Source organism: Streptomyces sp. NPDC007896 (assembly GCF_042959425.1).
In the GTDB taxonomy this organism is placed as follows: domain Bacteria; phylum Actinomycetota; class Actinomycetes; order Streptomycetales; family Streptomycetaceae; genus Streptomyces.
In genome coordinates this window covers 19,685-41,982 of sequence record NZ_JBIBKX010000027.1, presented here as the reverse complement: position 1 = coordinate 41,982, position 22,298 = coordinate 19,685, and the positions used below count along the sequence as shown (strand labels likewise).

The 22,298-nt window shown below is 68.5% G+C and carries 21 protein-coding genes and 3 pseudogenes; 14 read left to right on the top strand and 10 right to left on the bottom strand.

The features are described 5' to 3' along the window. Positions 1-57: 57 nt before the first annotated feature. From ACFZDJ_RS49925 to ACFZDJ_RS49915, 3 genes are all read right to left on the bottom strand, one after another. A complete protein-coding gene (locus tag ACFZDJ_RS49925) occupies positions 58-1,281 on the bottom strand; it encodes an efflux RND transporter permease subunit (protein WP_391069550.1) in 1,224 nt (407 codons plus the stop codon). Positions 1,282-1,520: 239 nt separating this feature from the next. After that, on the bottom strand, positions 1,521-2,240 hold the full coding sequence (locus ACFZDJ_RS49920; protein WP_391069662.1) for a serine hydrolase: 720 nt from the start codon (positions 2,238-2,240) through the stop codon (positions 1,521-1,523). Next, positions 2,150-2,827, bottom strand: a complete 678-nt coding sequence (locus ACFZDJ_RS49915; protein ID WP_391069548.1) for a serine hydrolase — start codon at positions 2,825-2,827, stop codon at positions 2,150-2,152. Before ACFZDJ_RS49915 ends, ACFZDJ_RS49920 begins: the two co-directional genes overlap by 91 nt. Positions 2,828-3,131: 304 nt before the next feature. On the opposite strand from ACFZDJ_RS49915, the gene ACFZDJ_RS49910 reads away from it, so the two are divergent. The 6 genes and pseudogenes from ACFZDJ_RS49910 (at position 3,132) to ACFZDJ_RS49885 (ending at position 9,614) form a co-directional block, all read left to right on the top strand. Beyond that, positions 3,132-4,469: a sensor domain-containing protein gene (locus tag ACFZDJ_RS49910; protein ID WP_391069547.1), complete on the top strand. Its 1,338-nt coding sequence runs from the start codon at positions 3,132-3,134 to the stop codon at positions 4,467-4,469. A 520-nt stretch (positions 4,470-4,989) separates the two neighbouring features. Continuing rightward, positions 4,990-5,838: a polysaccharide deacetylase family protein gene (locus tag ACFZDJ_RS49905; protein WP_391069545.1), complete on the top strand. Its 849-nt coding sequence runs from the start codon at positions 4,990-4,992 to the stop codon at positions 5,836-5,838. A gap of 106 nt (positions 5,839-5,944) precedes the next feature. Further along, complete coding sequence (locus ACFZDJ_RS49900; protein WP_382147054.1) at positions 5,945-6,223, top strand: DUF6233 domain-containing protein; 279 nt, start codon at positions 5,945-5,947, stop codon at positions 6,221-6,223. Between the two features lie 921 nt (positions 6,224-7,144). Then, complete coding sequence (locus ACFZDJ_RS49895) at positions 7,145-8,164, top strand: IS30 family transposase (protein WP_391069542.1); 1,020 nt, start codon at positions 7,145-7,147, stop codon at positions 8,162-8,164. After that, a complete protein-coding gene (locus tag ACFZDJ_RS49890; protein WP_391069540.1) occupies positions 8,101-8,814 on the top strand; it encodes a ricin-type beta-trefoil lectin domain protein in 714 nt (237 codons plus the stop codon). Before ACFZDJ_RS49895 ends, ACFZDJ_RS49890 begins: the two co-directional genes overlap by 64 nt. Positions 8,815-8,885: 71 nt before the next feature. After that, a pseudogene (locus ACFZDJ_RS49885) lies at positions 8,886-9,614 on the top strand (DUF6461 domain-containing protein). A 516-nt stretch (positions 9,615-10,130) separates the two neighbouring features. Here the strand turns inward: ACFZDJ_RS49885 and ACFZDJ_RS49880 are convergent. Further along, positions 10,131-10,559, bottom strand: coding sequence for a hypothetical protein (locus ACFZDJ_RS49880; protein WP_391069538.1), 429 nt, complete (start codon positions 10,557-10,559; stop codon positions 10,131-10,133). 31 nt (positions 10,560-10,590) lie between these two features. On the opposite strand from ACFZDJ_RS49880, the gene ACFZDJ_RS49875 reads away from it, so the two are divergent. Continuing rightward, on the top strand, positions 10,591-10,728 hold the full coding sequence (locus tag ACFZDJ_RS49875) for a hypothetical protein (protein ID WP_390937385.1): 138 nt from the start codon (positions 10,591-10,593) through the stop codon (positions 10,726-10,728). A gap of 527 nt (positions 10,729-11,255) precedes the next feature. After that, complete coding sequence (locus tag ACFZDJ_RS49870; protein WP_391069536.1) at positions 11,256-11,489, top strand: DUF6207 family protein; 234 nt, start codon at positions 11,256-11,258, stop codon at positions 11,487-11,489. On the opposite strand, the gene ACFZDJ_RS49865 is transcribed toward ACFZDJ_RS49870, so the two are convergent. Beyond that, entirely contained in the window at positions 11,434-11,817 is a 384-nt protein-coding gene (locus ACFZDJ_RS49865) for a hypothetical protein (RefSeq protein WP_391069534.1), read from the bottom strand. The genes ACFZDJ_RS49870 and ACFZDJ_RS49865 overlap by 56 nt on opposite strands. 262 nt (positions 11,818-12,079) lie before the next feature. Between ACFZDJ_RS49865 and ACFZDJ_RS49860 the strand changes: the two genes are divergently transcribed. Beyond that, positions 12,080-12,775, top strand: a complete 696-nt coding sequence (locus tag ACFZDJ_RS49860; RefSeq protein ID WP_390937391.1) for a TetR family transcriptional regulator — start codon at positions 12,080-12,082, stop codon at positions 12,773-12,775. A gap of 197 nt (positions 12,776-12,972) precedes the next feature. Here ACFZDJ_RS49860 and ACFZDJ_RS49855 read toward each other — a convergent pair whose 3' ends face one another. Continuing rightward, a complete protein-coding gene (locus ACFZDJ_RS49855) occupies positions 12,973-13,179 on the bottom strand; it encodes an Arc family DNA-binding protein (protein WP_391069533.1) in 207 nt (68 codons plus the stop codon). 17 nt (positions 13,180-13,196) lie between these two features. Between ACFZDJ_RS49855 and ACFZDJ_RS49850 the strand changes: the two are divergent. Continuing rightward, a pseudogene (locus ACFZDJ_RS49850) lies at positions 13,197-14,416 on the top strand (RNA-guided endonuclease InsQ/TnpB family protein). Between the two features lie 143 nt (positions 14,417-14,559). On the opposite strand, the gene ACFZDJ_RS49845 reads toward ACFZDJ_RS49850, so the two are convergent. Next, positions 14,560-16,203, bottom strand: a complete 1,644-nt coding sequence (locus ACFZDJ_RS49845; RefSeq protein WP_390937393.1) for an amino acid permease — start codon at positions 16,201-16,203, stop codon at positions 14,560-14,562. Positions 16,204-16,394: 191 nt separating this feature from the next. Here ACFZDJ_RS49845 and ACFZDJ_RS49840 point away from each other — a divergent pair, with 191 nt between their 5' ends. Further along, a complete protein-coding gene (locus tag ACFZDJ_RS49840) occupies positions 16,395-17,141 on the top strand; it encodes a hypothetical protein (protein ID WP_391069531.1) in 747 nt (248 codons plus the stop codon). 262 nt (positions 17,142-17,403) lie between these two features. Here the strand turns inward: ACFZDJ_RS49840 and ACFZDJ_RS49835 are convergent, their stop codons facing one another. Next, the gene (locus ACFZDJ_RS49835) at positions 17,404-17,535 is read right to left on the bottom strand and encodes a hypothetical protein (RefSeq protein WP_391069660.1); all 132 of its coding nucleotides are present in this window, start codon (positions 17,533-17,535) and stop codon (positions 17,404-17,406) included. Positions 17,536-17,829: 294 nt separating this feature from the next. Between ACFZDJ_RS49835 and ACFZDJ_RS49830 the strand changes: the two genes are divergently transcribed. After that, the gene (locus ACFZDJ_RS49830; RefSeq protein ID WP_391069529.1) at positions 17,830-18,144 is read left to right on the top strand and encodes a metalloregulator ArsR/SmtB family transcription factor; all 315 of its coding nucleotides are present in this window, start codon (positions 17,830-17,832) and stop codon (positions 18,142-18,144) included. Then, positions 18,141-18,560, top strand: coding sequence for an SRPBCC domain-containing protein (locus tag ACFZDJ_RS49825; protein WP_384921431.1), 420 nt, complete (start codon positions 18,141-18,143; stop codon positions 18,558-18,560). Before ACFZDJ_RS49830 ends, ACFZDJ_RS49825 begins: the two co-directional genes overlap by 4 nt. A gap of 513 nt (positions 18,561-19,073) precedes the next feature. Here ACFZDJ_RS49825 and ACFZDJ_RS49820 read toward each other — a convergent pair. Further along, a pseudogene (locus ACFZDJ_RS49820) lies at positions 19,074-19,475 on the bottom strand (transposase). Positions 19,476-20,088: 613 nt separating this feature from the next. Between ACFZDJ_RS49820 and ACFZDJ_RS49815 the strand changes: the two are divergent. Then, the gene (locus ACFZDJ_RS49815; RefSeq protein ID WP_384921434.1) at positions 20,089-20,685 is read left to right on the top strand and encodes a nucleotidyltransferase family protein; all 597 of its coding nucleotides are present in this window, start codon (positions 20,089-20,091) and stop codon (positions 20,683-20,685) included. 480 nt (positions 20,686-21,165) lie between these two features. Here ACFZDJ_RS49815 and ACFZDJ_RS49810 read toward each other — a convergent pair whose 3' ends face one another. Beyond that, on the bottom strand, positions 21,166-22,284 hold the full coding sequence (locus tag ACFZDJ_RS49810) for an MFS transporter (RefSeq protein ID WP_391069527.1): 1,119 nt from the start codon (positions 22,282-22,284) through the stop codon (positions 21,166-21,168). Between the last annotated feature and the right edge of the window lie 14 nt (positions 22,285-22,298).

Here is a 22,298-nt window from a genome sequence, read left to right as displayed (position 1 = left end):
GACCTCCGTGTTCGGGCAGTGGGAAGCACAGCTTGTCATGAACCTCGGTGTCCGCGATCAGGCCCCCAGTCCGGGCGCGCGTCCGCGTGCGGGGGCGTAGGGTCCCAGGCGCAACGACAGCGCGGGCAGCGAGAGGACGGTGACGACAAGGAGCGCGGCCACGGCGAACAACGTCCTGTGGCGCTCGACCCGCTCGGCCCAGCGGCCCCGGGACCTTGCCGTTCCGTGCCGCTGCGTGTTCACGGGCGGGTGACCGGTCCCTGGGTTCCGGCTGGTCACGGCTCGCCACTGACGCCTGGTCAGCAGTCTGCCCCCGAAGAGGCCGAGCAGGGCCGGCAGCAGGGTCACCGCCGCGATCACCGTGGCCAGGACGGCCGTCGCGGCGCTGATCCCCATCGCGCTGAGGGGGCCGATCCGCAGGACGAGCAGGCCGAGGAGGGCGGTGACGACGGTGAGCCCGGCGAAGACCACCGCCCGCCCGGAGGTGTCCAGTGCGCGTACCGCCGCCTGCTCGGGTGCCAGGCCGGTCCGCAGGGCGGTCCGGTAGCGGGTGACGATGAACAGGGCGTAGTCGATGCCGACTCCGAGCCCGATGAGGGCCGCGACCGTCGGGGCGTCGCTGCCCAGGGTCATCACGTGCGAGGTCAGTCCGACGGCGAGCAGTCCGGCGCCGAGCGCGGCGATCGCGACCAGCAGGGGCAGGAGCATGCCCAGCAGGGAGCCGAAGGCGACGAAGAGGATGATGCCGGCGGCGACCAGCCCGATCGCCTCGGTGCTCTGCGCCTCGCCCTCGGCCGCGGAGCTGATGGCCTGGCCGCCGAGTTCGACCTGCAGATCCGCGTCACGCGCGGCCTGAGCGGTGTCGATGACCAGGGTGACGTCGGCGACCGGTATCCGGTCGGCCTGCGCGTCGAACGTCACCGTCGCGTAGGCGGTCCTGCCGTCCTTGCTGATCCGGGACGCTCCCGCGGGGCCGTACATGCTGGTCACCGAGGCGACCGAGGGCAGTACCGCGACCCGGTCCAGCATGGAGGTCACCTTCTGTCGGACGGCGGTGTCCCGGATCGACCCGTCGCGGCGCACGTGCACCACGATCTGGTCGCTGTCCCCGGCCTGCTGGGGCTCGGACGCCTGGAGCCGCGCCTGCGCCTTCGACGACTCCAGCCCCGGCAGGCTGAACGCGTCGGAGTAGCGGGCGCCGAGCGTCGCGTACGGCACGGCGAGCGCGACCAGCACGGCGGCCCAGATCCCGACGACGAAGAGGCGGTCCGGAAGCACCATCTGGCTAGTGCGGACATGGCTGAACAACCTTCTTTGCGGTGCGGAGAGTGGAACGAGAGCGGAAGGGGGGTCGGCGCGCACTGGTCGGCGCGGCTGCGTCGATCCGCCAGGGGGCCGCGGCCGACCTGGGCCCGCGTCCCCGGCGGCGGGTCGGGGTCCCGACAGGGGCTCAGGAGTCAGCCGGCAGGGGACTCGGCTCCGCTGGGGGCTCAGAATCGGTCGGCACGGACGCGGGGGACTTAGGAATCAGTCGGCACGGACGCGGGCGTGGTGGGGATCGGCTTGTCGAGCATGGTGCACACCGCGGCGTTCACCAGGGCCTGGTCGGCGGCGCCGGACTTGGGGTTCGCGATGCCGAAGATGGTCGTGGCGAAGACCGAGACGGTGCGCCGGCCGGTGCGGTCGGTGTAGTCCCAGCTGGAGTAGCCGGGGACCTGGCCGTCGTGGCCCCAGACGGTGCCACAGGGGGTGCCCACCTTCTTCTCCAGGCCGAGACCGTAGCGGTTCGGGTTGCCGCTCTCCTCCGCGACAGTGGTCTTCATCTCCTTGAGCTGGGCGGGCGGCAGGAGCTTGCCGGACATCAGCGCGGTGTCGAACCGGGCCCAGTCCTGCGCGGTGGAGACCATGCCCCCCGCGGCCCACTCCGTGCTGAGGTTGATCCAGGTGGTGTCGACGTAGCCGGCGGCCCGGGCGGGGCCGGCGAACGCGGTCCCGGCAGGCGTGCCGAGGGGAAGCACGGGGGCCAGATGTGCGGCGTCGGGTTCGTAGCCGTGGGCGAGACGGGGGCTCTTCGCCTCGCCGGAGCCGGTGACCAGGTAGGTGCTCTTCAGGTGCAACGGCCCGGCGATCCGCTCCTGGATCAGATCGCTCAGGCTATGTCCGGCAGCCTTCTCGGCGACCAGGCCGAGCGCGATGTAGTTGGTATTGCTGTAGGAGTACTTCGCACCGGGCGCGAACAGCGGGTCGTGCCGGACGGCCGCGGCGAGCACCTCCCTGGGAGTCCACTGCCGGGTGTCTGACCGGTGAACGCCTTCAGGACGTCGGGATCGTCAATGGTGTTGAACAGGCCGCTGGTGTGGTTGAGCAGCATCCGCAAGGTGATCGCGGCGCCGTTCGGGATGAGGCCGGGCAGCCACCTCTCGACCGGGTCGGTCAGCCGGAGCCGGTGTTCGGCGACCAGTTGGAGGACCACGGTGGCGACCATCGTCTTGGTGTTGGAGCCCATCCGGAACTCGTCGCTCGCGGCGAGCGCGTGGTCGGCCCTGGTCCAGGGCGCCTGCCGGGCGATCTCGATCACTCGCCCGTTGCCCTTGTCGACCCGCACGACAACGCCGGGAGCTCCGGCGTCCACGTCCCGCTGGGCGAGCGTTGTCAGTCGGGCCTCCTGGGCTGTCACCACGCCGGGCCGTCCGGTCGGGGTGTGGGCGGTGCCCTGCGCCGCGGCGGACGCCTCGCAGGCCGCGAGCGTACCCGTCAGTGCCGCGGCCAGGGCCAGCGTCAGGTATGCCTGCCGAGCATGGCGCGGGTAGGGCGTGTTCCGGGGCATGAGGTGTCCTCCTGGACATGAGGCATGGGTCGATCGAACGTGGGGCGTGGGTCGATCGGGTCGGGCGAGGACCGCATCCACGTGGGGCCTGCCGCACCACGCGTTCCGACCACTTCAGCCTCCCGGCCACGGAGACGAAGAACACGGGTGCTGGGCCCCTGCGATGGTGGAGATAACCCCAGTGCGCGGACTCGGGCCGGCCGGTCATCATCAACTTCTGGCCCGTACGGTGGCCTGGCGTCGGCCGGCCGGTCGACGCGGCACCGATGCACGACGATGGACCGATGCACGACGATGGAGCCCGATGACTCACACCGGCGAGCGCCACTCCCCCCGTGGCACACCGCAGTCGGGGGAACGTCCCGCGCCCGGCGTCGCCCCGCGCACCGGTCTCGCCCTGCGGGTGAGCCTGCTGGGCTGGTCGCTGGTGCTGCTGCTCGGTGCGGTCCTGGGTTTCGGCCTGCTCACGCTCTGGATCACCTCGGTGACGGTCGTCGCGTTCTGGGTCGGCATCCCGCTGACCCTGCTTTCGACCGTCCTGGTGCGCTGGTTCGCCGACCTGCACCGTCAGTGGGCCGCCGACCGGCACGGTGAACCGGTGGCCCGGCCCTACTTGCCGACACCCGACGGCGGTTGGCCGGTGCGGCTGTGGGCGATCCTGCGCGATCCGGCGACCTGGCGGGACTGGGCCTGGCTGGTGGCCAACTCGATCACCGGGTGGTTCACCTACGGGCTGTCGTTCGTGTTCTTCCTCTGCGGCGTCTTCTACCTGAGCTATCCGCTGCTGTTCGCGCTGACCCCTCCTCAGGTGTTCCGCACGCCGCTGGGCAACGGCTTTCGTCTGCACAGCGTCCAGGAGTCGTTCGCGCTGGTTCCGCTGGGCCCGGTGTTCCTCCTGCTCTGGTACACCACCGCCGAGCGGCTGGCGAACCTCAACGCCTTGGTGATCCGCTCCCTGCTGGCGCCCACAGCGCAGGCACAACTACGGTCCCGTGTCGCAGAGTTGGCCGCCTCGCGGGCCGAGACCGTCGACACCCAGGCGGGCGAACTGCGCCGGATCGAACGGGACCTGCACGACGGCGCACAGGCCCGACTGGTGTCGCTGGGCATGAGCCTGGGCCTGGCCGAACAACTCCTGCCCGACGATCCGCAGGCCGTCCAGCAGCTGCTGGCCGAGGCCCGCGCATCGACCTCCAGCGCCCTGGCCGAACTGCGGGACCTAGTGCGCGGCATCCATCCGCCGGTGCTCGCGGACCGCGGGCTGGACGGCGCCCTGCAGGCCCTGGCCCTGGCAAACCCGATACCGACGACGGTGGTCACCCGCCTGCCCGGACGGTTGCCCGCGCCGGTCGAGTCCGCGGCCTATTTCGCCGTCGCCGAGGCCCTGGCGAACGCCATTAAGCATGCCCAGGCCCGGCGCATCCAGATCACCGTGGAGTTCACGCCCCACAAGGGCACGACGGCGGGGTTGCTGACGATGCGGGTGTCCGACGACGGCCGTGGGGGCGCCCGTCCCGACGGCGGCACCGGCCTTCGGGGCATCGCGCGCCGCCTGGGGGCCTTCGACGGCACCCTGAGCGCCGACAGTCCGCCCGGCGGACCCACCGAGATAAGGATGTCGCTGCCGTGCGCATCGTCATAGCCGAAGACCACGGAAGCTGGAGCGCATGACGACCCCTCACAGACGGGCAATGGCCGAGCAGATGCTGCCCAGCCGTTGCACCGCCACACCGGCCAGGCACCGCGCGCGGGAGCACGCACGCGGTGCGGAGGGCGCCGTCGAGGTACGCGGGGCAACGGCGAAAGCCTCTGGCCGTGCCCCTCTTCACGCGGTGCCCCGATGCCAAAGGCGGAACAACCGGGGCTGGTTGAGCATTCATCTGTGACTGCCCAGGGACGGTGTCCCCGGGCCCCACCTCCAGCCCATCGGGACAATCCTGCCTGAGGCCCTGGCTGGTCTCCCCCGTCCAGCCAGGGCTTCTCACTGCCCGGACGCCCATCGGCCAAGGACGCTCCCTGCTGCCTCAGTCGAGCAGTTGCTATTCACCGAGAACTGGCGCGACGGCGTACACGGCCTGGTCAATGAACGCCTGCTCCCGCATGGCCGGGTACCTTTCCCAGCAGAGTCAGGGACGGCACGGCACTTACGGAAGACCGGTGCGGTGAAGCGGCACAACAGTCGGAGCGGGTTCTACGGGGCACTGACGGGCGCGGTCGTGGCGGCCATGGCGGCCAGCGGCTGCAGCGCGGGGAGTGGCAGCGCAACCGGCCCGGCCGCCACCTCATCGCAGCCGACCCCCAGCACCGCACTGAGCGCCACCGCCTGGAAGAAGTGGAGTCTCGCGCCGCTGCCCGCGCCCCCGAAACCCCCTGCCGACAAGCCCGTCAAACTGTCCGCTACCGGAACCGTCCCGGTCTTCGAGCACCTACCGACCTCGCAGAAGGTCGTCTTCATTACGGTCGACGACGGAGCGGAGAAGGACCCCAAGTTCATCGAGATGATAAGGGACTTGAAGATTCCGATCACGATGTTCCTCATGAACGACACCATCAAGTCGGACTACGGATACTTCAAACCACTGCAGGCGATGGGGAACCACATCCAGAACCACACCCTGCACCACCCCGCGATGAACACCATCCCGTTGGCCCGCCAGAAGGAAGAAGTGTGCGGCGACCAGAAGATCCTCACCCATCAGTACGGCACCGCACCGCTGCTGTTCCGCCCGCCCTACGGCGCATACAACAGCGACACCAAGACCGCGGTCGGGGAATGCGGGCCCCGGGCCATCGTCCGGTGGCGGGAATCCATGCAGATCACCACCATGCGGTATCAGGAAGCGGACAAGAAGCTGCGCCCCGGCGACATCATCCTCGCCCACTTCCGTGGGTCCAAGGAACTCAAGGGCACCACGATGACGGAGATGTTCGGCAATCTGCTCAAGCACATCCAGAAGCAGGGATTCACCGTGGCGCGCCTGGAGGACTACATCCAGCCACCGGCTGGGTGAGACCGTGGGACGAACCTCCGGCGCACCCCGCGGTCCCGGCGGTGGGGCCTGTCAGAGGCGATCGAAGCACTACTAGGAACTGTCCGGCCGATCCGTGTGGTACGCCATGTGGCTGCAGCGCATCGACACCAAGATCGCCGACCTCCAGAAGCGGGAAGCCGAACAGGAACAGGGCCAGAAGAACCGGCCACAGGAGCCGGACTGGATCGTCGAACTCGGCATCGGCAACGGACGCCCGCCCATCGAAGTGCACGTGGGCGGCTGCTACGCCGCAGGCAAACGACGACGCCCCGTCCCGCGCGACGAAGCACGCCGGCTCCTCACCTCAGGCGTGCGCGCCTGTACGCACTGCAAGCCCGACGCCCAGCTCCGCATCCTCGACTGACAGTGAGGATGTGACGTGGTGACGCCGCGGGTGGGTCTGACTCGCCGACTGACTGACGTCTCGACTGTCCTGTGTGGGATTTGTCGGCCCGCCGGACATCACCACGCGCGCGGCCGGACGGCCGCTTGTGACCTTTTGGCTTGGTCCAGAAGACCCATCACTGTCTTGTCCACCCGCCCGACCGGCGCGTACCGCCCTCCCGTCACAGATGGCGGCGCGGCGCGTGTTCGTCGGCCTCGCTGATCAGCTCCGGGTGCCACCGCTGTCACCGTTCGCGAATGCGCCACCACCAGCGCCCTGCCGTCCACTCGCTCACCCAACCCGGGTTCGGAAGAGTACGACGCTCGAACTCAACATCGATCTGCTCCACCAGGCGGCCCAGGTCGGCTCGGGCTCCCCTCGGAAGGTGCCTCAGAGCCACGTCCAGCGCATCGCGGCCGTCTTCGACCTCGATACCGGGACTCTCACCTGGGCCAGTCAGATAACGTCCCGGCTGCCTGAAGGCCCACTCAAATCGGCTGAGCGCGTCAGCAACGGCATTCGGCCACAGGTACTCGGCCTCAACACGGCGAACAGCGGCCCGTGTCCGAGCAGATACCCCCGGAATCCGAGGGACCGGCACATGTGTGGGGGGCCGCCACCGCTCCACGCGGACGGCCTTCGGGCGCCTACGCGGCATCGCCCTTTCGGATGGGAACCATGTCGGCATTCTGCCACGGCCCACACCTTCGAGGTGGGGCCAACCGACTCGGTCACGCTACCCATCGAAGATCCCCAACTGGGGCCATCAGACTCGCTTGGGTTCTATAGGTCGTTGCAACACCTGCCCTGAGGGATGTTGCGATGACCAAGCCGCGCCGGAAGCCCAAGAAGCCTGGACCTGCCCCGCTCGCCGAGAAGCGTGATCAATACCTTCGGCTCATGGCGCAGGGAATGAGCAACTCGGCCGCGTGCCGCGAGGTGGGTATCAACCGTAGGACCGGGACCCGGTGGAGGTACGGACGGAAGGTCGTTGACCGGGCAGGCCGCGAACGCGTCTACTCGCCGATCGCCGAACAGCGGGACATCGTCGAGGTGTCGCCGCGCTATCTGTCCGAGGACGAGCGGATCGTCATCGCCGACCTGCTCCGGGCCAAGAAGTCCCTGCGCGCCATCGCCCGCGAGCTCGGCCGCGACCCCGCCACGATCAGCCGCGAGATACGCCGCAACCGCGACCCGCGCACCGGCAAGTACCACCCGTTTCAGGCCCAGCGGCGAGCTGCCGTGCGCCGCGCCCGCTCGAAGGAGGGAAAGATACGGCGCGATCCGGAGCTGAAGGAGTTCATCCAGCAGCACCTGGACCGCCGTTGGAGCCCGGAGCAGATCAGCCAGGTCCTGCGTGCCGCCTTCCCGGACGAACCAGACCGCCACCTGGCGCACGAGACCATCTACCAGGCGATCTACCTGCCGCACCGCGGCGGCCTGGAACGCAAGCCCGGCCTGCTGCGATCCGGCCGCCGCGCCCGGCGCCGCCGTCGCCGCGTTGATGAGCGCGCCACCCGCTTCATCGCCCCAGGCACCCTGATCAACCAGCGCCCGGCCGAAGCCACGGACCGCCAGATCGCAGGTCATTGGGAGGGCGACCTCATAGTCGGCCAGGGCAATAGATCGGCCATCGGCACCCTGGTCGACCGCGCTACCCGCTACGTCAAGCTCCTGCACCTGCCCGACGGCCGGGGAGCCGAGCACGTCCGCGACGCCCTCCTGCACGCCTTCGCCGAACTCCCCGCCGAGGTCGCCCGCTCGCTGACCTGGGATCAGGGCAGCGAAATGAGCCGACACGACGAGTTCACCCGCGCCACTGACATACCGATCTACTTCTGCGAGCCGGCCAGCCCATGGCAGCGCGGCTCCAACGAGAACACCAACGCCCCGGCGCCGCCAACCAGTCCTGGACCCTGACGCCCTCCGGTCAACTCACGGTCTACGGCGGAGCGAAGTACCTGGACGCCAAAGGCAGCGCCACGACCGACGGCACCCCGGTGCAGATCTACGACTGCAACGCCACCCCCGGCCAGCAGTGGACCGTCAACAGCGACGGCACCGTGGTCAACCCCAACTCCGGCAAGTGCCTGGACGCCACCGCAGGCGACACCACCCCCACCACCCCGCTGGAGCTCTGGACCTGCACCGGCGGCACCAACCAGACCTGGTACCGCGCCAACACCACCGCCGTCTACAAGGGGAAACAGTCCGGCCGCTGCCTGGACCTGCCCGGCGGCAACCAGGCCAACGGCACCCGTCCTGCGCTGTGGGACTGCAACGGCGGCACCAACCAGACATGGTCCTCCACCGTGAGCGGCGAACTGACCGTGTTCGCCAACCGCTGCCTGGACGCCACCGGCGGAGCCACCACCGACGGCACCCCGCTACAGATCTACGACTGCAACGGCACCCCCGGCCAGCAGTGGCGAACCCGCTCCGACGGCACGATCGTCAACGTCGGCTCCGGCAAGTGCCTCGACACAACCGGCAACGGCAACAGCAACGGCACCCAACTCGAACTCCGGACCTGCGACGCAGACACCAACCAGACCTGGACCCGATCATGAGCCCGACACTCATCCAGAGATAAGCCGCAACCCGGCGGCGCCGACGCCCGGTGTCAGTGGTCGCTGGCAGGATGCGTTGCATGACCTCAGCCACCGCAGCCGACTACGGCTGGGTACGTTCCTCGTCCTCACTGTTCGGGTACGCGCTGGAGATCGGGTACACCCTGACCCTGGTGCGGGGAGTCTCGCCCGCAGAGCTGCTCGGCCTGGCGGGGGCCTAGCAGCGGGGTGTGTGTATTGGGCTCGACACCCTGATCGGGGAACACCAGGAACTCATCCACGAGTCCGATGGCTGGGACGAGTCCGTCATCGCGGGAGCGTGCACCGTCCGGGGCGAGGGAGGAGATTGGACCCTCGCCCTGGCGTTCGGCGGTGATCTGGGGTCGCCTCGATTCATGGAGGAGCTCTCCGCCGGGACCCGTGCCGTCTCCCATTCGAGCAACGGGGGAAAGCCCATGCACTTCTTCCACTGGCGCGAGAACGGGGAATTGCGCACGACGTTCGAGTGGCCCTCGGTCAGAACCGGCAGCACCCCGGACGAGCTGAACGCCGTAATGACGGAGGTCGGGCTCAACCCCACCGGTGATGAAGCCCCCGACGTGGATCGCAAGGCAGCACTGTTCGCACTGGCCGAGCGCCTTACAGGCGTCCGAGTGACCGAGGAACTGCTGGCGGAGGCCGAATACCGGATGGCCGATGTGCCCGAGGCGCCGGCCGATGAGTGGGAGAGCGTCACCATCGACAGCACGGACCCGTACGGCAAGCGGACTTACGTGCAGCTTCGACCGGACCAGCTCTGAACAAAGCCATGCGGCCGGTCGGAGGTGAAGCCGGTACTGTCCGGCATGCAGGCGTGGCGTCCGTTCCTCGGGCGGGGTGTCTGCCGTCCGGTCGCCCGGCTGGCCCCGGCCCGCCCTCTCGAGATTCTCTCGTGCAGCAAGCTCCAGTGCCTCCCGTGCCACCCCGACGGCCCAACCGGCTCATCGCGACAACCGGCTCTCGCGGCCGTGTCCCTGCATCAGCTGGAAAACCCGAAGCCACTGACCCAAGTGGCGCCACCGCCACCCCTTGCAGACAGTAAGAAGCATGAACCGGCACCGACGCTCAGCCCGTCGAGCCCCGTGGATCGCGGGCGGTGCCGCCGTGCTGGTCGCCGGTGGCATCGGCGTCGGCATTTGGGCGATAGTGACGCCCGACCATGAAGCCCCTAGGCCCACGCCGTCGGACATAACACGGCCCACGTCGACACGCACCCCGGGGCCCAAGCCGACAGCGACAGCTCGTCCCCGGCAATCGGCACCCTCGAGCAACCGGCCTCAGCCGACGCCCCGCGAGACGGCGGCGGCCCCCTCGTCCGGGCCGAAACCGAAGCCACCGGCAACGCGGCTCCCCGCGCCCAACCCGTCGGCGACAGCAGTGCCGAAGCCCACGCCGAAGCCGCCCGTACCGTCCCTGCCCACGCCCACACCGAAGCCGCCCGTACCGTCCCTGCCCACGCCCACGCAGCCTCCAGCACCCAAACCACCGACAACAGCAACAGCGACGTCCATACCGACGCTGACCGCGCCGCCCCCGCCCAGGCCCACACCGATACGGCCTTCTGCGCCCAAGTCCACGCCACCCGTGCCGCCTCCGTCGCCGACGCCGACGCCGACGCCGACGCTGTCACAGCCTCCGACGCCGACGCCGACGCCGTCACAGCCTCCGTCGCCGACGCCGACGCCATCGCCGACACGGTGGTACACGAGCGCGGCGGCGACGGCCGCTGCTCAGCGCATGGCCGCCGCTGGAGTGGTCGGCGATCCTGCCTGTTCGCTGGCGGCCGTCGGCAACCCGGACCCGGCGCTGCTTCCAAAGGGCCTCACGTCGGTCGGCACCGGGCAGGCCGGCAACTACTGGTGCCTGATCTGGTAGCGCCCTGGGTCCGGTCGTGTCAGGTGTCCTCGCGGCCCGAGCGCAGCACTCACGGAAGCGGGGAGACATACCGGTCTCCTCTTCGCGCCGTATGACGTCGAAAGCCCGCCGGCTACCGGCCGGATCCATGGTCCTGGCCGGTGAGCAGGGCTGGTTCGCGTTCGGTGTGCGTCTCCTGGGCCGAGCCGGAAGCCGGGCAGCCTGGGCCGGGCAGTCGAGGATCGGGCGTGCAGGCAGGACCCCGTTGGTCGTGAGGTCGCCTCCCGTGTCCTGCCCCGCAGCTGTGTGTGCTGGTGGCGCAAGGCCCCGCGGTGTGCCGGCGGCGGTGGTCATGGTGACGTCGACAGTGCCGGTTCCCGCGGAGGGGGCGACGGCGGTGAGCGACAACGACGTCCCGCCCTGAACGGCGACGCCGCCACAGCTCACACCTGACCGGGCGTCGGTCTCGAAGGCAGGGACCGGCGTGGGGGGAAGCGATCGGCAAGGGAAGCGGTCGACGAGGTTCATGTGTCGGTGCGGGCCTGGCCGTGGTCGGCGTGGCGGGCGCTGAGGGCCAGAGTGCCTTCGCCTTGCGTGCGGCGTGCGTCTCAATGCGGGTGCGGACCGCCGTGGGGCGCGCGATCCGGGATCCTGGTCGGCCGGGGGTGCGGCCGTGTTGCTGTGTGGGCAGGCGCCGGCGTTCCGGAGTGGGGCGGCTCGGGCGCGTCAGCTGTGGTTCAGGGACCACACGACCTGGTCCTCGTGCCAGCGGGCGGTGCTGACACCGTGCCACGAGGCCGCTTCGTCGACCTGGTCCTCGTACCAGCGGGCGGCGCTGACGCCGCGCCACGAGGCCGCTTCGCCCTCGTGGTCCGCAGCCCGTACGTAGCGCACAGTGTCCTGCCCACGGTGGTCGTCACGGCGGTCGTCGTCCGTGTGGCGGCCGGCTTGCTCGCTGCTGGTCGCGGAGGTTGCGGACACGTACTGCGTGTGCTGCACGGGCACCGAAGTCGTGGCTGCCGACGCCGAGCCGCCGGCTCCGAGAAGGGCTCCGCCGGCCAGTGCCGTGGAGGCGAGTGCGATCGAGACGCGCTTGGTCATGCTGTTCATGGTCATTTCCCTTGCGAGACTGCCGCGGTTTCGCCGAGCTGGCGGCCGCCGCTTCCATGTGAACCGAGATCCGGAAATCCCGGGTCAGTCGGCTTGCCGCAAGGTCATCCGGAGGGGTGCCTCACATTCGGCTCTGCCACCGTACCCGAGGGGTGCCTCATATTTGCAGTGAGGCTCATCACAGCACGTCAGAGTGGCGAGATTGCGATCGGAAACATGACAACAACCGAATTCGAGGGGGGCCTCATGTTACGCTCGAGCCATGAGCCACCACCACGCCCCGTCCGCGAGGGAGACACCGGCGAAACCCCTGCGCCGTGACGCACAGCGCAATAGGGACGCGATCGTGGCCGCCGCCCGCACGGCCTTCTCCGAGCAGGGCCTCGGGGCATCCCTGGAGGGCATCGCCCGCGAGGCCGGCGTCGCGATCGGCACGCTCTACCGCCACTTCCCCACCCGGCTCGCCCTGGTCGAAACACTCTTCAACGCGAAGTACACGGAACTGCTCACCACCGCGGAAGAAGCCGCGGCCATGGACGACGCCTGGGAGGGGTTCTGCCGCTACCTGGAGAAACTCTGCCAGCTGCAGGCCTGCGACCGCGCCTTCAACGACCTGGTCTCGGCACGGCTGCCCCTTCACGTGGCCGGCCGCGAGATGTACGAACGCGCCAAGGAAATCTGCATCCAGATCATGCACAACGCCCAGGAACAGGGCGTCCTGCGCGGCGACGTCACCGCGCAGGACATCGCCTTCGTGATCTGGTCCCAGGCCGGGATCATCCAGGCCACACGCACCATCGCCCCCCAAGCCTGGCGCCGCCACCTCCACCTGATGCTCGACGCCTTCCGCACCGAGGGCGCCCACGAACTGCCCGAACCCCCTCTGACCAGCCAGCAGGTCGACCAGACCCTCGTCACTCTCGAGTGCACCGAAGAGGACTGCCGCGAGCAGTCCTGACCACACGCGAGACCAGGCCGCGGACAACAGCTGCGCATCACACCGGACCGGCGCCACACCGGACCGGTACCTCGGCCGACCGGCCGGGACGACCCCGGACAGCACTCCGGGCGGCAGGACCACGGGCCGTCCGACCGCCGTCTTCCGGCTGCCCCGGCCCGCGCTGTCACCGGGATTCCCGGAGGATGCCCCGTCCTTCAGGCCGGGGAGGAATCCGGTTTCCCGCGTAGCGGGGCAGGAGAAGCCGGATCGCCGCCGGGCGATCCGGCGTCTGGCCGGGGAGCGGCGAGGGCGACCTCCAGGAGGTGGAGGATCTCGGAGTTGAGGGACCGCCGGTCCGCAGCGGCGCGGGCGGTCACCTGTTCGTGCAGGTCTGCCGGGATCCGGAGTGAGAAACGAATCACGACGCTACGGTGGCCTCATGACGACGCCAAGTGAAGCCGACAGGGCCGGGCACGCCCGGTACACCTACCGGCTTCGCGTGTCGTCGAGTGCCCGTGTGGCGCTGGAGGCGGAGTGGGCACGGTGCCGGTGGATCTGGAACGAGTGCGTCGCCAAGTCCAAGGCGGTCCACCTGCACAACAAGACCACGGGACAGAAGCGGACCTGTGGCCCGGCGCAGCTCGACCGGATGCTGACCGGGGCGCGGGAGCGTACGCCGTGGCTGCGTGAGGGCAGCTCGGTTGTTCAGCAGCAGCTGATCCGGGACTTCGGCAGGTCCCGCGCGAAGGCGCACAAGGACATCCGGGAACGCCTGCCTCAGCGGCAGCGGGCTGGTATGCCGGGGTGGAAGAAGAAGCGCGAGGCGTTGCCGACGCTGAACTACACCCGGCGCGGGTTCCGGCTGAAGGACGACCGCCTGTGCCTGGCGGGTGGGATCGTGCTGAGCGCGGTGTGGTCGCGCAACCTGCCGGGCGAACCCTCCTCGGTGCGCGTGTACCAAGACAGCGTCGGGCACTGGTACTGCTCGTTCGTGGTCCCCACTGAGGTGCGGCCGCTGCCGCAGACCGGCCGAGTGCTCGGCGTGGACTGGGGGGTGAAGCACACCGCGACCACCACCTCAAACGCCCACGATCTGCCGCACGCCCAGTATGGCCGCAAGGCGCAGGCTGGGCTGACGCGTTACGACCGGATGGTGACCCGCCGCCGGCCGAAGAAGGGGCAGGCCGCCTCGAAGGGCTACCGCGAGGCGAAGAAGTGGCGGGCGAAAACCTACGCGAAGATCGCCCGGCAGCGGCAGGACACCGGCCGCAAGTGGGCGAAGAAGGCCGTGACCGACCACGACGCCATCGCCGTCGAAGACTTCAGGCCGAAGTTCCTCGCCAGGTCCTCGATGGCGCGCAAGGCGGCGGACGCCGCAATCGGCGCCACGAAGAAGGCCCTGATCGAGATGGCCACAAGCACGGACGGGACATCCGTCTCGTGCATCCTGCACACACCACCATGGACTGCGCATCGTGCGGAGCGAGAACCAAGCACGCACTGCCGTTGTCCGAGCGCACCTACACCTGCACCGCGTGCAAAGTCGTCTCCCCCAGAGACAAGAACTCCGCCCACGTGATGCTCGTCCGGGCAGGTCTGAACCCGGCTGGTGTCGAGGGCGTAAGACCACCGGGAGCGCTGCTCCCAGAGGCAGCCTGAGCCAGAAATCCCCGCTCAGCCCTGAAGGGAAGGAATCCCCTCCCTTCAGGGAGGGAAGCAGACAAAGCCGGGACAGTGTGCGCGTGCGCCGCCCGGGAACCGGCCGCTTCGGGACCGCCCCGGTATCAGGGAGTGCGGACGGATCAGTGACCGCCCGCGTCGACGACCTCGACGTCCTCGATGTTCTGCTCGATCGCGTCGGTCGGCAGGGCCACGCGGATCGCCCAGTGGTAGATCGCCAGGGAGAACACGGCCACGACGGCGATGTCCGTCCACATCGGCAGGTTGCCCTGGCCGTTACCGAACGTGCCCTGCCAGGAAATCACACCGATGCCGAGCAGGTAGACCGGCAGCCACTGGGCGGACTTCCAACTGATCCGCGGAGCGTTCGGCAGGCCCTTCTTGGACGCGTAGAGGGCGTAGCCGCCGAGCAGGATGTAGCCCAGGACGATCGCTTCGCCCAGCTTCTCCAGGGTCTGCCAGCCGCTCCAGTAGATGATCAGGCTCGCAACGATGAACGCCAGTGGGGAGAGCACACCGCCGAACGGCAGCCGGTAGCTGCGCTCACGGTTCGGCAGGCGCCGGCGCAGCGCGCCGAAGGCCAGTGGAGCGCCCGCGTACATCAGCACGCTGGCGGAGGTGATGAAGCCGACCAGCTGCTGCCAGCTCGGAAACGGCAGGAAGCAGACCACGCCGGTGACGAAGGACATGATCAGGCCGTACACCGGGACCCCGCGTGAGTCCGTGCGCTCGAAGGCGCGCGGCGCGTAGCCGTTCTTGCTCAGACCGTAGGAGATACGGGAGGTGGAGGTGGTGTAGATCAGACCGGTGCCGCCCGGGGAGACGATGGCGTCGAAGTACAGCACCACGGTCAGCCAGCCCAGACCGACAAGGGTGGCCAGACCCGCGAAGGGGCCACTGATACCGACGAAGTCGAGCTTGTCCCAGCCCTTGGCGAAGCTGCTGCCGGGCAGCGCGCCGATGAAGACGACCTGCAGCAGGACATAGATCAGCGTGCCGATGGCCACTGAGCCGAGCACCGCGCGAGGGATGTCGCGCTTGGGGTTGCGGCTCTCGCCCGCCAGCTGGATCGCCTGCTCGAAACCGAGGAGGGCGAAGACGATGCCGCTGGTGCTGATCGCGGCGAGCACGCCCTTGGAGCCGAACGGCGCGAAGCCGTGCGAGGTGAAGTTGCTGCTGTGGAAGTGGGTCGCAGCGAGGGTGAAGATGGCGAGCAGCGGCACGAAGATCTTCAGCCAGGTGGCAGCGCTGTTGGTCCGGGCCAGCACCGTGACACCGAGGAAGTTCACGGCGACGAAGACGCCCATGAGGATCACCGCGACGATGAAGCCGCTCGTCGTCAGGGTGCCGTTGTCATTGAGGAAGCTCTTGGCGAAGTGCCAGTGACCGGCGTAGCCGATCATGGCCTCGACCTCGATCGGCGCCACGGTCGCCGCCTGCAGCCAGGCGAACCAGCCAAAGGACATGCCTGCCAGGCCGCCGAAGGCGTAGTGCGGGTAACGGGCGGTACCGCCGGCGACGGGGAACATTCCACCCAGCTCGGCATGAACAAACGCCAGCAGCACGATCGCGACCGCGCCGATGCCCCAGGAAATCAGAGCCGCCGGGCCAGCGGCGACGACGGCGTTCTTCGCGCCGTACAGCCAGCCGGATCCGATGATCGAGCCGGCGGACGCCCAGAGCAGTCCAATCATTCCGACGTTCCGTCGGAGGGAGCTGTGGTGCTGGCCCGTGCTTGGTGGGGCGAGCTGGTCGACAGATGCCATGGGGCGGCCTCACGGTGTTAGCGGTGCGTTAAAGAGTCGCCACAGGCTAGGTTCAGAATGTCACCATGCAACAGCCCATAGAGCTGAATGGTTATTTTCATCACGTCACATTCATGTTCGTCTGCGCAGCTCGGTGGCCACAGCTGGACGTGGTGGATCCCGTTCGGCGAAAGTGCGCCACCGGCACGCACATGGGCAAGCAGCAGGCCGAGCAGCTGGTTGAGCGCGCCGCGGCGGACGTCGACGACTCCTACGCACACGCGCGCGACTCCGACTCCGACTCCGACTCCGACTCCGACTCCGACTCCGACTCCGACTCCGACTCCGACTCCGACTCCGAGGAGATGCTGCTGGTGCTCTTGGCGGACGGCAAGGGGATCGTGATGCGTCCGGAGGCGCTGCGCGAGGAGACCAGAAGAGCCGCCGCGAGGAAGGCTGCATCCGGGGGCGGGCCGTTCGCCACCCGCTTGGCCGGCGGGGAGAAGAACGGGCGCAAACGGATGGCGACCGTCGGCGCGGTCTACGACCTCGCGCCGATGCCGCGCCAGGCAGGCGATGTGGTCAGACTCCGCGCCGCCGAGCGCGCAGAGTGCACCGAACGCCCCAGGGCGCGGGCGAAGTGGCTGACCGCCTCCGTCGAACGAGACGCTGAGCAGGCCATCGGCGCGGTGTACGACGAGGCCGAGCGCTGCGACCCGGACCGGGAGCGGGAGTGGACCGACCCGGCCGCCGAGGCGTGGGTCGGCCAGAGTGCGTTCGAGATCCTCGAGGGCCGGGCCGAGCAGGTCGCCGACGTGCTCGTAGCGCGCGGAGGCGGAGGAACTGGACGCCCAGCGGCGCTTCGGGGTGGACAAGGCGATCGGCTACCTGCGGGTCAAACTGCCCTACCTCGGCTACGACATCGCGCTGGCGGAGGGCTGGGATCGCCACCGGCGTGATCGAGGGGGCGTGCCGGCACCTGGTCAAAGACCGGATGGACATCACCGACGCCCGCTGGGGCCTGACCGGGGCCGAGGCTGTGCTCAAGCTCCGCGCGGTGGTCAGCATCGGTGACTTCGAGGAGTACTGGGACTACCACACGCAGCGTGAACACCTGCGGGTTCATGCCGTCCGCTACCGCGACACCCCGGACTCGCAGCGTGATCAAGCTCCCTCAAACCGAGTCGTACCGGCCGGGTTTCAGTACCACCTCAACCCGCATTACTTCTGGTTATCCAACGGAACGTTCTCCTGCCACCGCCGCACTGCCGTTTGCACGGCCTCTTCGTCTTCGACGGTATGGGCACCGGATGCGCCTGCGGCACCGAGGATCAGCTCACCGTCGGTGACCAGAACACCGCCGGCCCACGGGACGAAGTCGCCGCCGTAGAGGTGCTGGATGCTGTCGACAATTCCTCCGGGGAGGTTGATCTGACCGGAGGGCTGCAGTAACCAATCTGTCGGCCGACGTCAGCCCAAGCCCAGGAAGGCGTGGAGTATCGGACACGACCGCGAAGCTAGGAGCGTGGGTCAGTATCAATTTGGGCAGTCCGTGCTGTGCGGCGCTTGGGGCTGCATGAGGCGGCACGGCGGAAACGTGTAGGAAAAAGTTGACACGTCGGAACTCTCCGACGCATCATGGTTTCCATGCCCAAAGGAGATGTGTTCAGCGCGCTGGCCAATCCAGTGCGGCGGCGGCTAATGGAAGCTCTGCAGGACGGACCGTGTGCGGCCGGGGAACTCGCCAGCCAGTTCGCACTCAGCCGACCCGCGATCTCCGAGCACCTGACGGTGCTCAAGAACGCGCAGCTCGTGCGCGAGGAGCCCAGGGGTCGCCATCGCTACTACCACCTCGAGGCCGCTCCACTCGCCGAGGTGAGTGAGTGGCTGCATCCCTTCGAACGCTACTGGCGCACGCGCTTGGGCGCACTGCGCGACCTGATTGACGAGGAGTCTCAATGACCACCACCGATCCGACCGTCATCAACTGCGAGCAGTTCATCGCGCATCCCCCCGCCGCGGTGTGGAAGGCCCTGACCGATCCCGAGCTGCACGCGCGCTGGTGGGCGGCTGGTGACGTGCGGCCGGTCGTCGGCCACCGCTTCACGCTCGACATGGGCCAGTGGGGACAGCAGCCCTGTGAGGTGCTCACGGTCGAGCCCGAGCGCCTGCTCCGCTACAGTTTCGCGCCCGGCACCCTGGACACCACGATCACCTGGCGGCTCCAGAGCGAGGGTACTGGCACCCGACTGTTCCTCGAACACGCCGGATTCGACCTGGACTCCCCGCTGGGCAAGGCCGCAGTCGAGGGCATGGGCAACGGCTGGCCAGGCGTCCTGCGCCGCATCGAATCGGTGCTCGGCGCGGCAGTCCGCTGACAGCCAGGGGTTTCGATCCCCGAGCGAGACCGAACCCTCTGCGTGCCGGAGGCGCGATGGGCTTCGGGAAGGGTGATGGCACCCGGTCCTGACGGGTGTCGGGATCAGGAGCGTGTCTCAGCAACCGGCTACCCGCCTGCGTTCCGTGGGGTGGGGGCGAGCCAGTTCTGATGCGCCTGCCAGTGCTCGACGGGCACGTCGGGGAAGACCTAGGCCGTGTCCGGCCGATCATGATGGAAGTGACAGAGGGCCCCTTCTGCGACGCAGCCTCCGGGGCAGGTGCCTATGTTCTAGGCTCCGGCCAGGGGGTTCTTATGACTGATCGTGGCTGGCACGACGACACTGACTACCAGGATGCGGTAAACCGGGCCGAACGCATGACGCGGTTCAGCTGGAGGGTCATCACGACCGTCAGCTGTGCTTTGCTCACTGTGGTTGTTCTCTGTCTGGTTGCCTGGGTCACATTTGCATTCGCTATAACCGCCATGGATTAGGGAGGGAGTGTCCGGTCGCTCAAGAGCGGAGCCAGATGATCAGGGCTGCGGCGGTGACGGTGCCGAGGAACATGTATCCGCGCTTGTCATAGCGGGTGGCCACGGCCCGCGACTGTTTGAGCTTGTTGATCGCCCGCTCGACGACATTGCGCTTCTTGTAGCGCTCGGTGTCGAATCCGGGGGGGGCCGCCCGCCGCGTGAACCCCGCCGCAGGCGGGCGGCCTTGGAGTCGGACTTCTCACGTCTTCCACGGCCCGAACCGTTCCGGCAGGTCACGCCACTGCACCCCGGTCCGCACCCGATGAAGGATCCCGTTGATCACCTGGCGATGATCCCGCCACCTGCCACACCGGCCGTTGCTCACCGGCAGGAACGGCCACAGTCGTTCCCACTCCTGATCTGTCAGATCACCCCGCCCCATGACCAGAACAACGACCACAGCAACCGCCAGTCACATGATCGACCGGACACGGCCTAGTCGCGGGTGCGGCCTTTGGCGGGCAGCTCTACCACACGGGTGATCTCCACCTTTCCTAGCGCGATGGTGTCCATACCTCCAGCCCGCGCGCCGGATGACGCCGGCGCGATCGGTCGCATGGCTGCAGCTCGGGAGGATGCGGGACGCGGCGCGACACGGCCGGTCCGCGACGCGTGACACCAGGTTCGAGCGGGACGGTGACCATGGTGGGGCGGGACAGCGGGAACTCGTGGCATGTCGCGCGAACAGCGACAGTGCCGCGCTCGGAACGGCCAACTATCACGCTCACTGGCCCCTACGGCGCTCTGTCACCACACCTGTAACCGTTCGCGCTTGTTGGCGATTGAGGCGGGGTGGCTTCGCTGCACGCGCGGTTTCTGTTCACGCGGGTTGGCGGTTTTTGTTCGCGATAGCTGGCGGGAGGAAGGCTTCGGTGGTCACGAAGAGTGCTTGGCTGGGTTGCCTCCCGTGGCTTTGCAGACCCCGGGAGCCTGTCCGCGTGGGGGCGGTCGCCAGGTCATCGTTTTGAGCGAACCCGTCGTGATAGTCAGAACCAATGATTGGTCGACTTCCCCTTGATGAGCAGCTGGACGTCTTGCAGACAGTCCTCTCCCGCAATGGCGTCTTGACGGATGTGCTGGCCAGAACTGCGACGCTTGACTTGCCCGGTTGGTATGTGACCGCAGGCTGCCTTTTCCAGACGGTGTGGAACGTCGTCACCGACAAGCCGCCAACCAGCGGCATCAAGGACTACGACGTCTTCTACTTCGACAGCTCCGATCTGTCCTGGGAAGCGGAAGACGCGGTGATCAAAGCTGGGCAGGAGCTGTTCGACGGGGTGCCGGCCGAGGTGGAGATCCGCAACGAAGCACGCGTGCACCTCTGGTATGAGGAGAAGTTCGGCGTGCCCTGCGCCCCGCACGAATCCACCGAGTCCGCGATCGATTCCTTCGCTGCGACGACGTGCTGCTTGGGGGTGCGGCTGGAGCCGGACGGACGATGGCGCGTCTATGCCCCCCACGGACTCTCCGACGTGTTCAACCTCGTTGTCCGCCCCAATCCGGCGCTCGCCCCACAGGCTGTCTATGAGGCCAAGGCACTGCGGTGGAGAAGCCAGTGGCCCGAGCTCTCCGTGCTGCCGTGGCCGAGCTGATGCTGGTCGATGACAAGGCTCCAACCGCCCATAAAACCCAGCGACATCGCCTTCGCCGACACCACGGCGTCATCCGCGCTCAACGACGAACGACATCACGGCTCACCGACAGAGCCAGTGGCTGCGTGCCCGGCTGCGTACTCATCCAGGAGCGGTCCGAGGGACCGGACGCAGGGGTCCCGCCGGGCAAGTAGCCTTGTCATCGCCTCGCCCATTGGACTTCGACGGGCGAGCGCTGCGCCGGCGCCGGACGTGAGCGGGTCGATGGTGGAGGCGAGACGCCACTCACTGCCGGTGAGTTCCGACCAGACGAGTGCAGACGCGCATTCCTCCAGTCTGCACGTTACTCAGTGCGACGTGATCGCTTGCAGCGGGAACTCGCCAACTCCGACGAACAACCGCCAACAAGCCTGAACGGTCACGACGCCCGGCCGCAGCAGCCGAGGGCAATCCGATTCATTCGTTCGAACACTTGCGCGATCAACTCGACGTCGCGCGGTCCTCCGACGAGTTGACGGATACTGACGGGAGCGCGAAGAAGGCCAGTGCTGCGAGGACCGCCACACTCGCTGCGAGTGCCAAAGCGCCTGGAAGGGACCGGGTCACGACCGGTCCGGCCACTACTGCCCCCAGGGCGAATCCGGTGATTTTCAAGCTGGCGCCGGTAGTGAAGATCTGGCCGCGGAGGTGTTCCGGGGTTTCCCGGTGACGGATGGCGAACAAGGCGGCCAGTTGGGGTCCTTCGCCGATCCCCGCGATGAGTACCGCCACAATGAGCACGACGGACTGACCCCACGTGGCCAAGGCCAGCGCGGCAGCCTGGACGAGAGCACTGGCCCAGATGATCGTGTCGGGGGCGGCTGAACGCGGAAACCGGGCCAGCACGGCATTGGCCACCAGGGCGGAGATCGCCGCGCAGGAGAGCAGCATCGCGCCGCGGCCGGCTCCGCCCAGGACGCGCTCGCCCAGGAGTGGGATGCACGCCGTCAGCATGCCCTGGGCGGTGCAGGAGAGGACCGAGGTGAGGGTCGCTCGGGCCAAAGCCTGCCGTCCGGCGATGACCCGCATTCCGGCAGCGAGGTCGCTGATCACCGAGGTTGTCCGAGCGCCCCGCCCCCGACCGGGACGGGCGGGCAGCATCCATGCGGCAGGCAGTGCCAAGGCGATGAGCCCCGCGGAGACCACCATGGCCGTCGGGGCTCCCAGCGCCCCTGCCACGCCGCCGGCGAGAGCCGGACCGGCCAGACTCGCCACGCTGAACGTCATGGCATCAAGGGTGTTCGCCCAGGGCAGCTGGTCACCCAGCACCACACAGGGCAGTTGGGCCGTCCATCCACCCGACAGGGCCGGCCCCCACAGCCCTGTCAACACAGCGATCAGGATGATGACAGCGAACGGCATACGGCCGAGTCCCAAGAGAATAATCCCCAGCCCCGCCGCATACAGGACGAGGGCCACAGCCAGCAGGCGTCCCGGCCGCCCTGCTCTGTCGAGGAGCGCCCCGAGCACCGGCCCCCCTACCGCGGCAGAGATCGTGATGCCCGCGAGCAGCGACGACGCGTCGGTAGTCGATCCGGCCAGGACGAATCCCGTCAGCATCAGCGCCGGTCCCG

What these genes read in the sequence shown, in the direction of transcription:
- ACFZDJ_RS49925 (WP_391069550.1), bottom strand. Translation starts at nt 1,281, where the DNA reads ATGGTGCTTCCGGACCGCCTCTTCGTCGTCGGGATCTGGGCCGCCGTG.
- ACFZDJ_RS49915 (WP_391069548.1), bottom strand. Translation starts at nt 2,827, where the DNA reads ATGCCCCGGAACACGCCCTACCCGCGCCATGCTCGGCAGGCATACCTG.
- ACFZDJ_RS49910 (WP_391069547.1), top strand. Translation starts at nt 3,132, where the DNA reads ATGACTCACACCGGCGAGCGCCACTCCCCCCGTGGCACACCGCAGTCG.
- ACFZDJ_RS49900 (WP_382147054.1), top strand. Translation starts at nt 5,945, where the DNA reads ATGTGGCTGCAGCGCATCGACACCAAGATCGCCGACCTCCAGAAGCGG.
- ACFZDJ_RS49895 (WP_391069542.1), top strand. Translation starts at nt 7,145, where the DNA reads ATGGCGCAGGGAATGAGCAACTCGGCCGCGTGCCGCGAGGTGGGTATC.
- ACFZDJ_RS49890 (WP_391069540.1), top strand. Translation starts at nt 8,101, where the DNA reads ATGGCAGCGCGGCTCCAACGAGAACACCAACGCCCCGGCGCCGCCAAC.
- ACFZDJ_RS49875 (WP_390937385.1), top strand. Translation starts at nt 10,591, where the DNA reads ATGGCCGCCGCTGGAGTGGTCGGCGATCCTGCCTGTTCGCTGGCGGCC.
- ACFZDJ_RS49865 (WP_391069534.1), bottom strand. Translation starts at nt 11,817, where the DNA reads ATGAACAGCATGACCAAGCGCGTCTCGATCGCACTCGCCTCCACGGCA.
- ACFZDJ_RS49860 (WP_390937391.1), top strand. Translation starts at nt 12,080, where the DNA reads ATGAGCCACCACCACGCCCCGTCCGCGAGGGAGACACCGGCGAAACCC.
- ACFZDJ_RS49845 (WP_390937393.1), bottom strand. Translation starts at nt 16,203, where the DNA reads ATGGCATCTGTCGACCAGCTCGCCCCACCAAGCACGGGCCAGCACCAC.
- ACFZDJ_RS49840 (WP_391069531.1), top strand. Translation starts at nt 16,395, where the DNA reads ATGGGCAAGCAGCAGGCCGAGCAGCTGGTTGAGCGCGCCGCGGCGGAC.
- ACFZDJ_RS49830 (WP_391069529.1), top strand. Translation starts at nt 17,830, where the DNA reads ATGCCCAAAGGAGATGTGTTCAGCGCGCTGGCCAATCCAGTGCGGCGG.
- ACFZDJ_RS49825 (WP_384921431.1), top strand. Translation starts at nt 18,141, where the DNA reads ATGACCACCACCGATCCGACCGTCATCAACTGCGAGCAGTTCATCGCG.
- ACFZDJ_RS49815 (WP_384921434.1), top strand. Translation starts at nt 20,089, where the DNA reads ATGATTGGTCGACTTCCCCTTGATGAGCAGCTGGACGTCTTGCAGACA.
- ACFZDJ_RS49810 (WP_391069527.1), bottom strand. Translation starts at nt 22,284, where the DNA reads ATGCTGACGGGATTCGTCCTGGCCGGATCGACTACCGACGCGTCGTCG.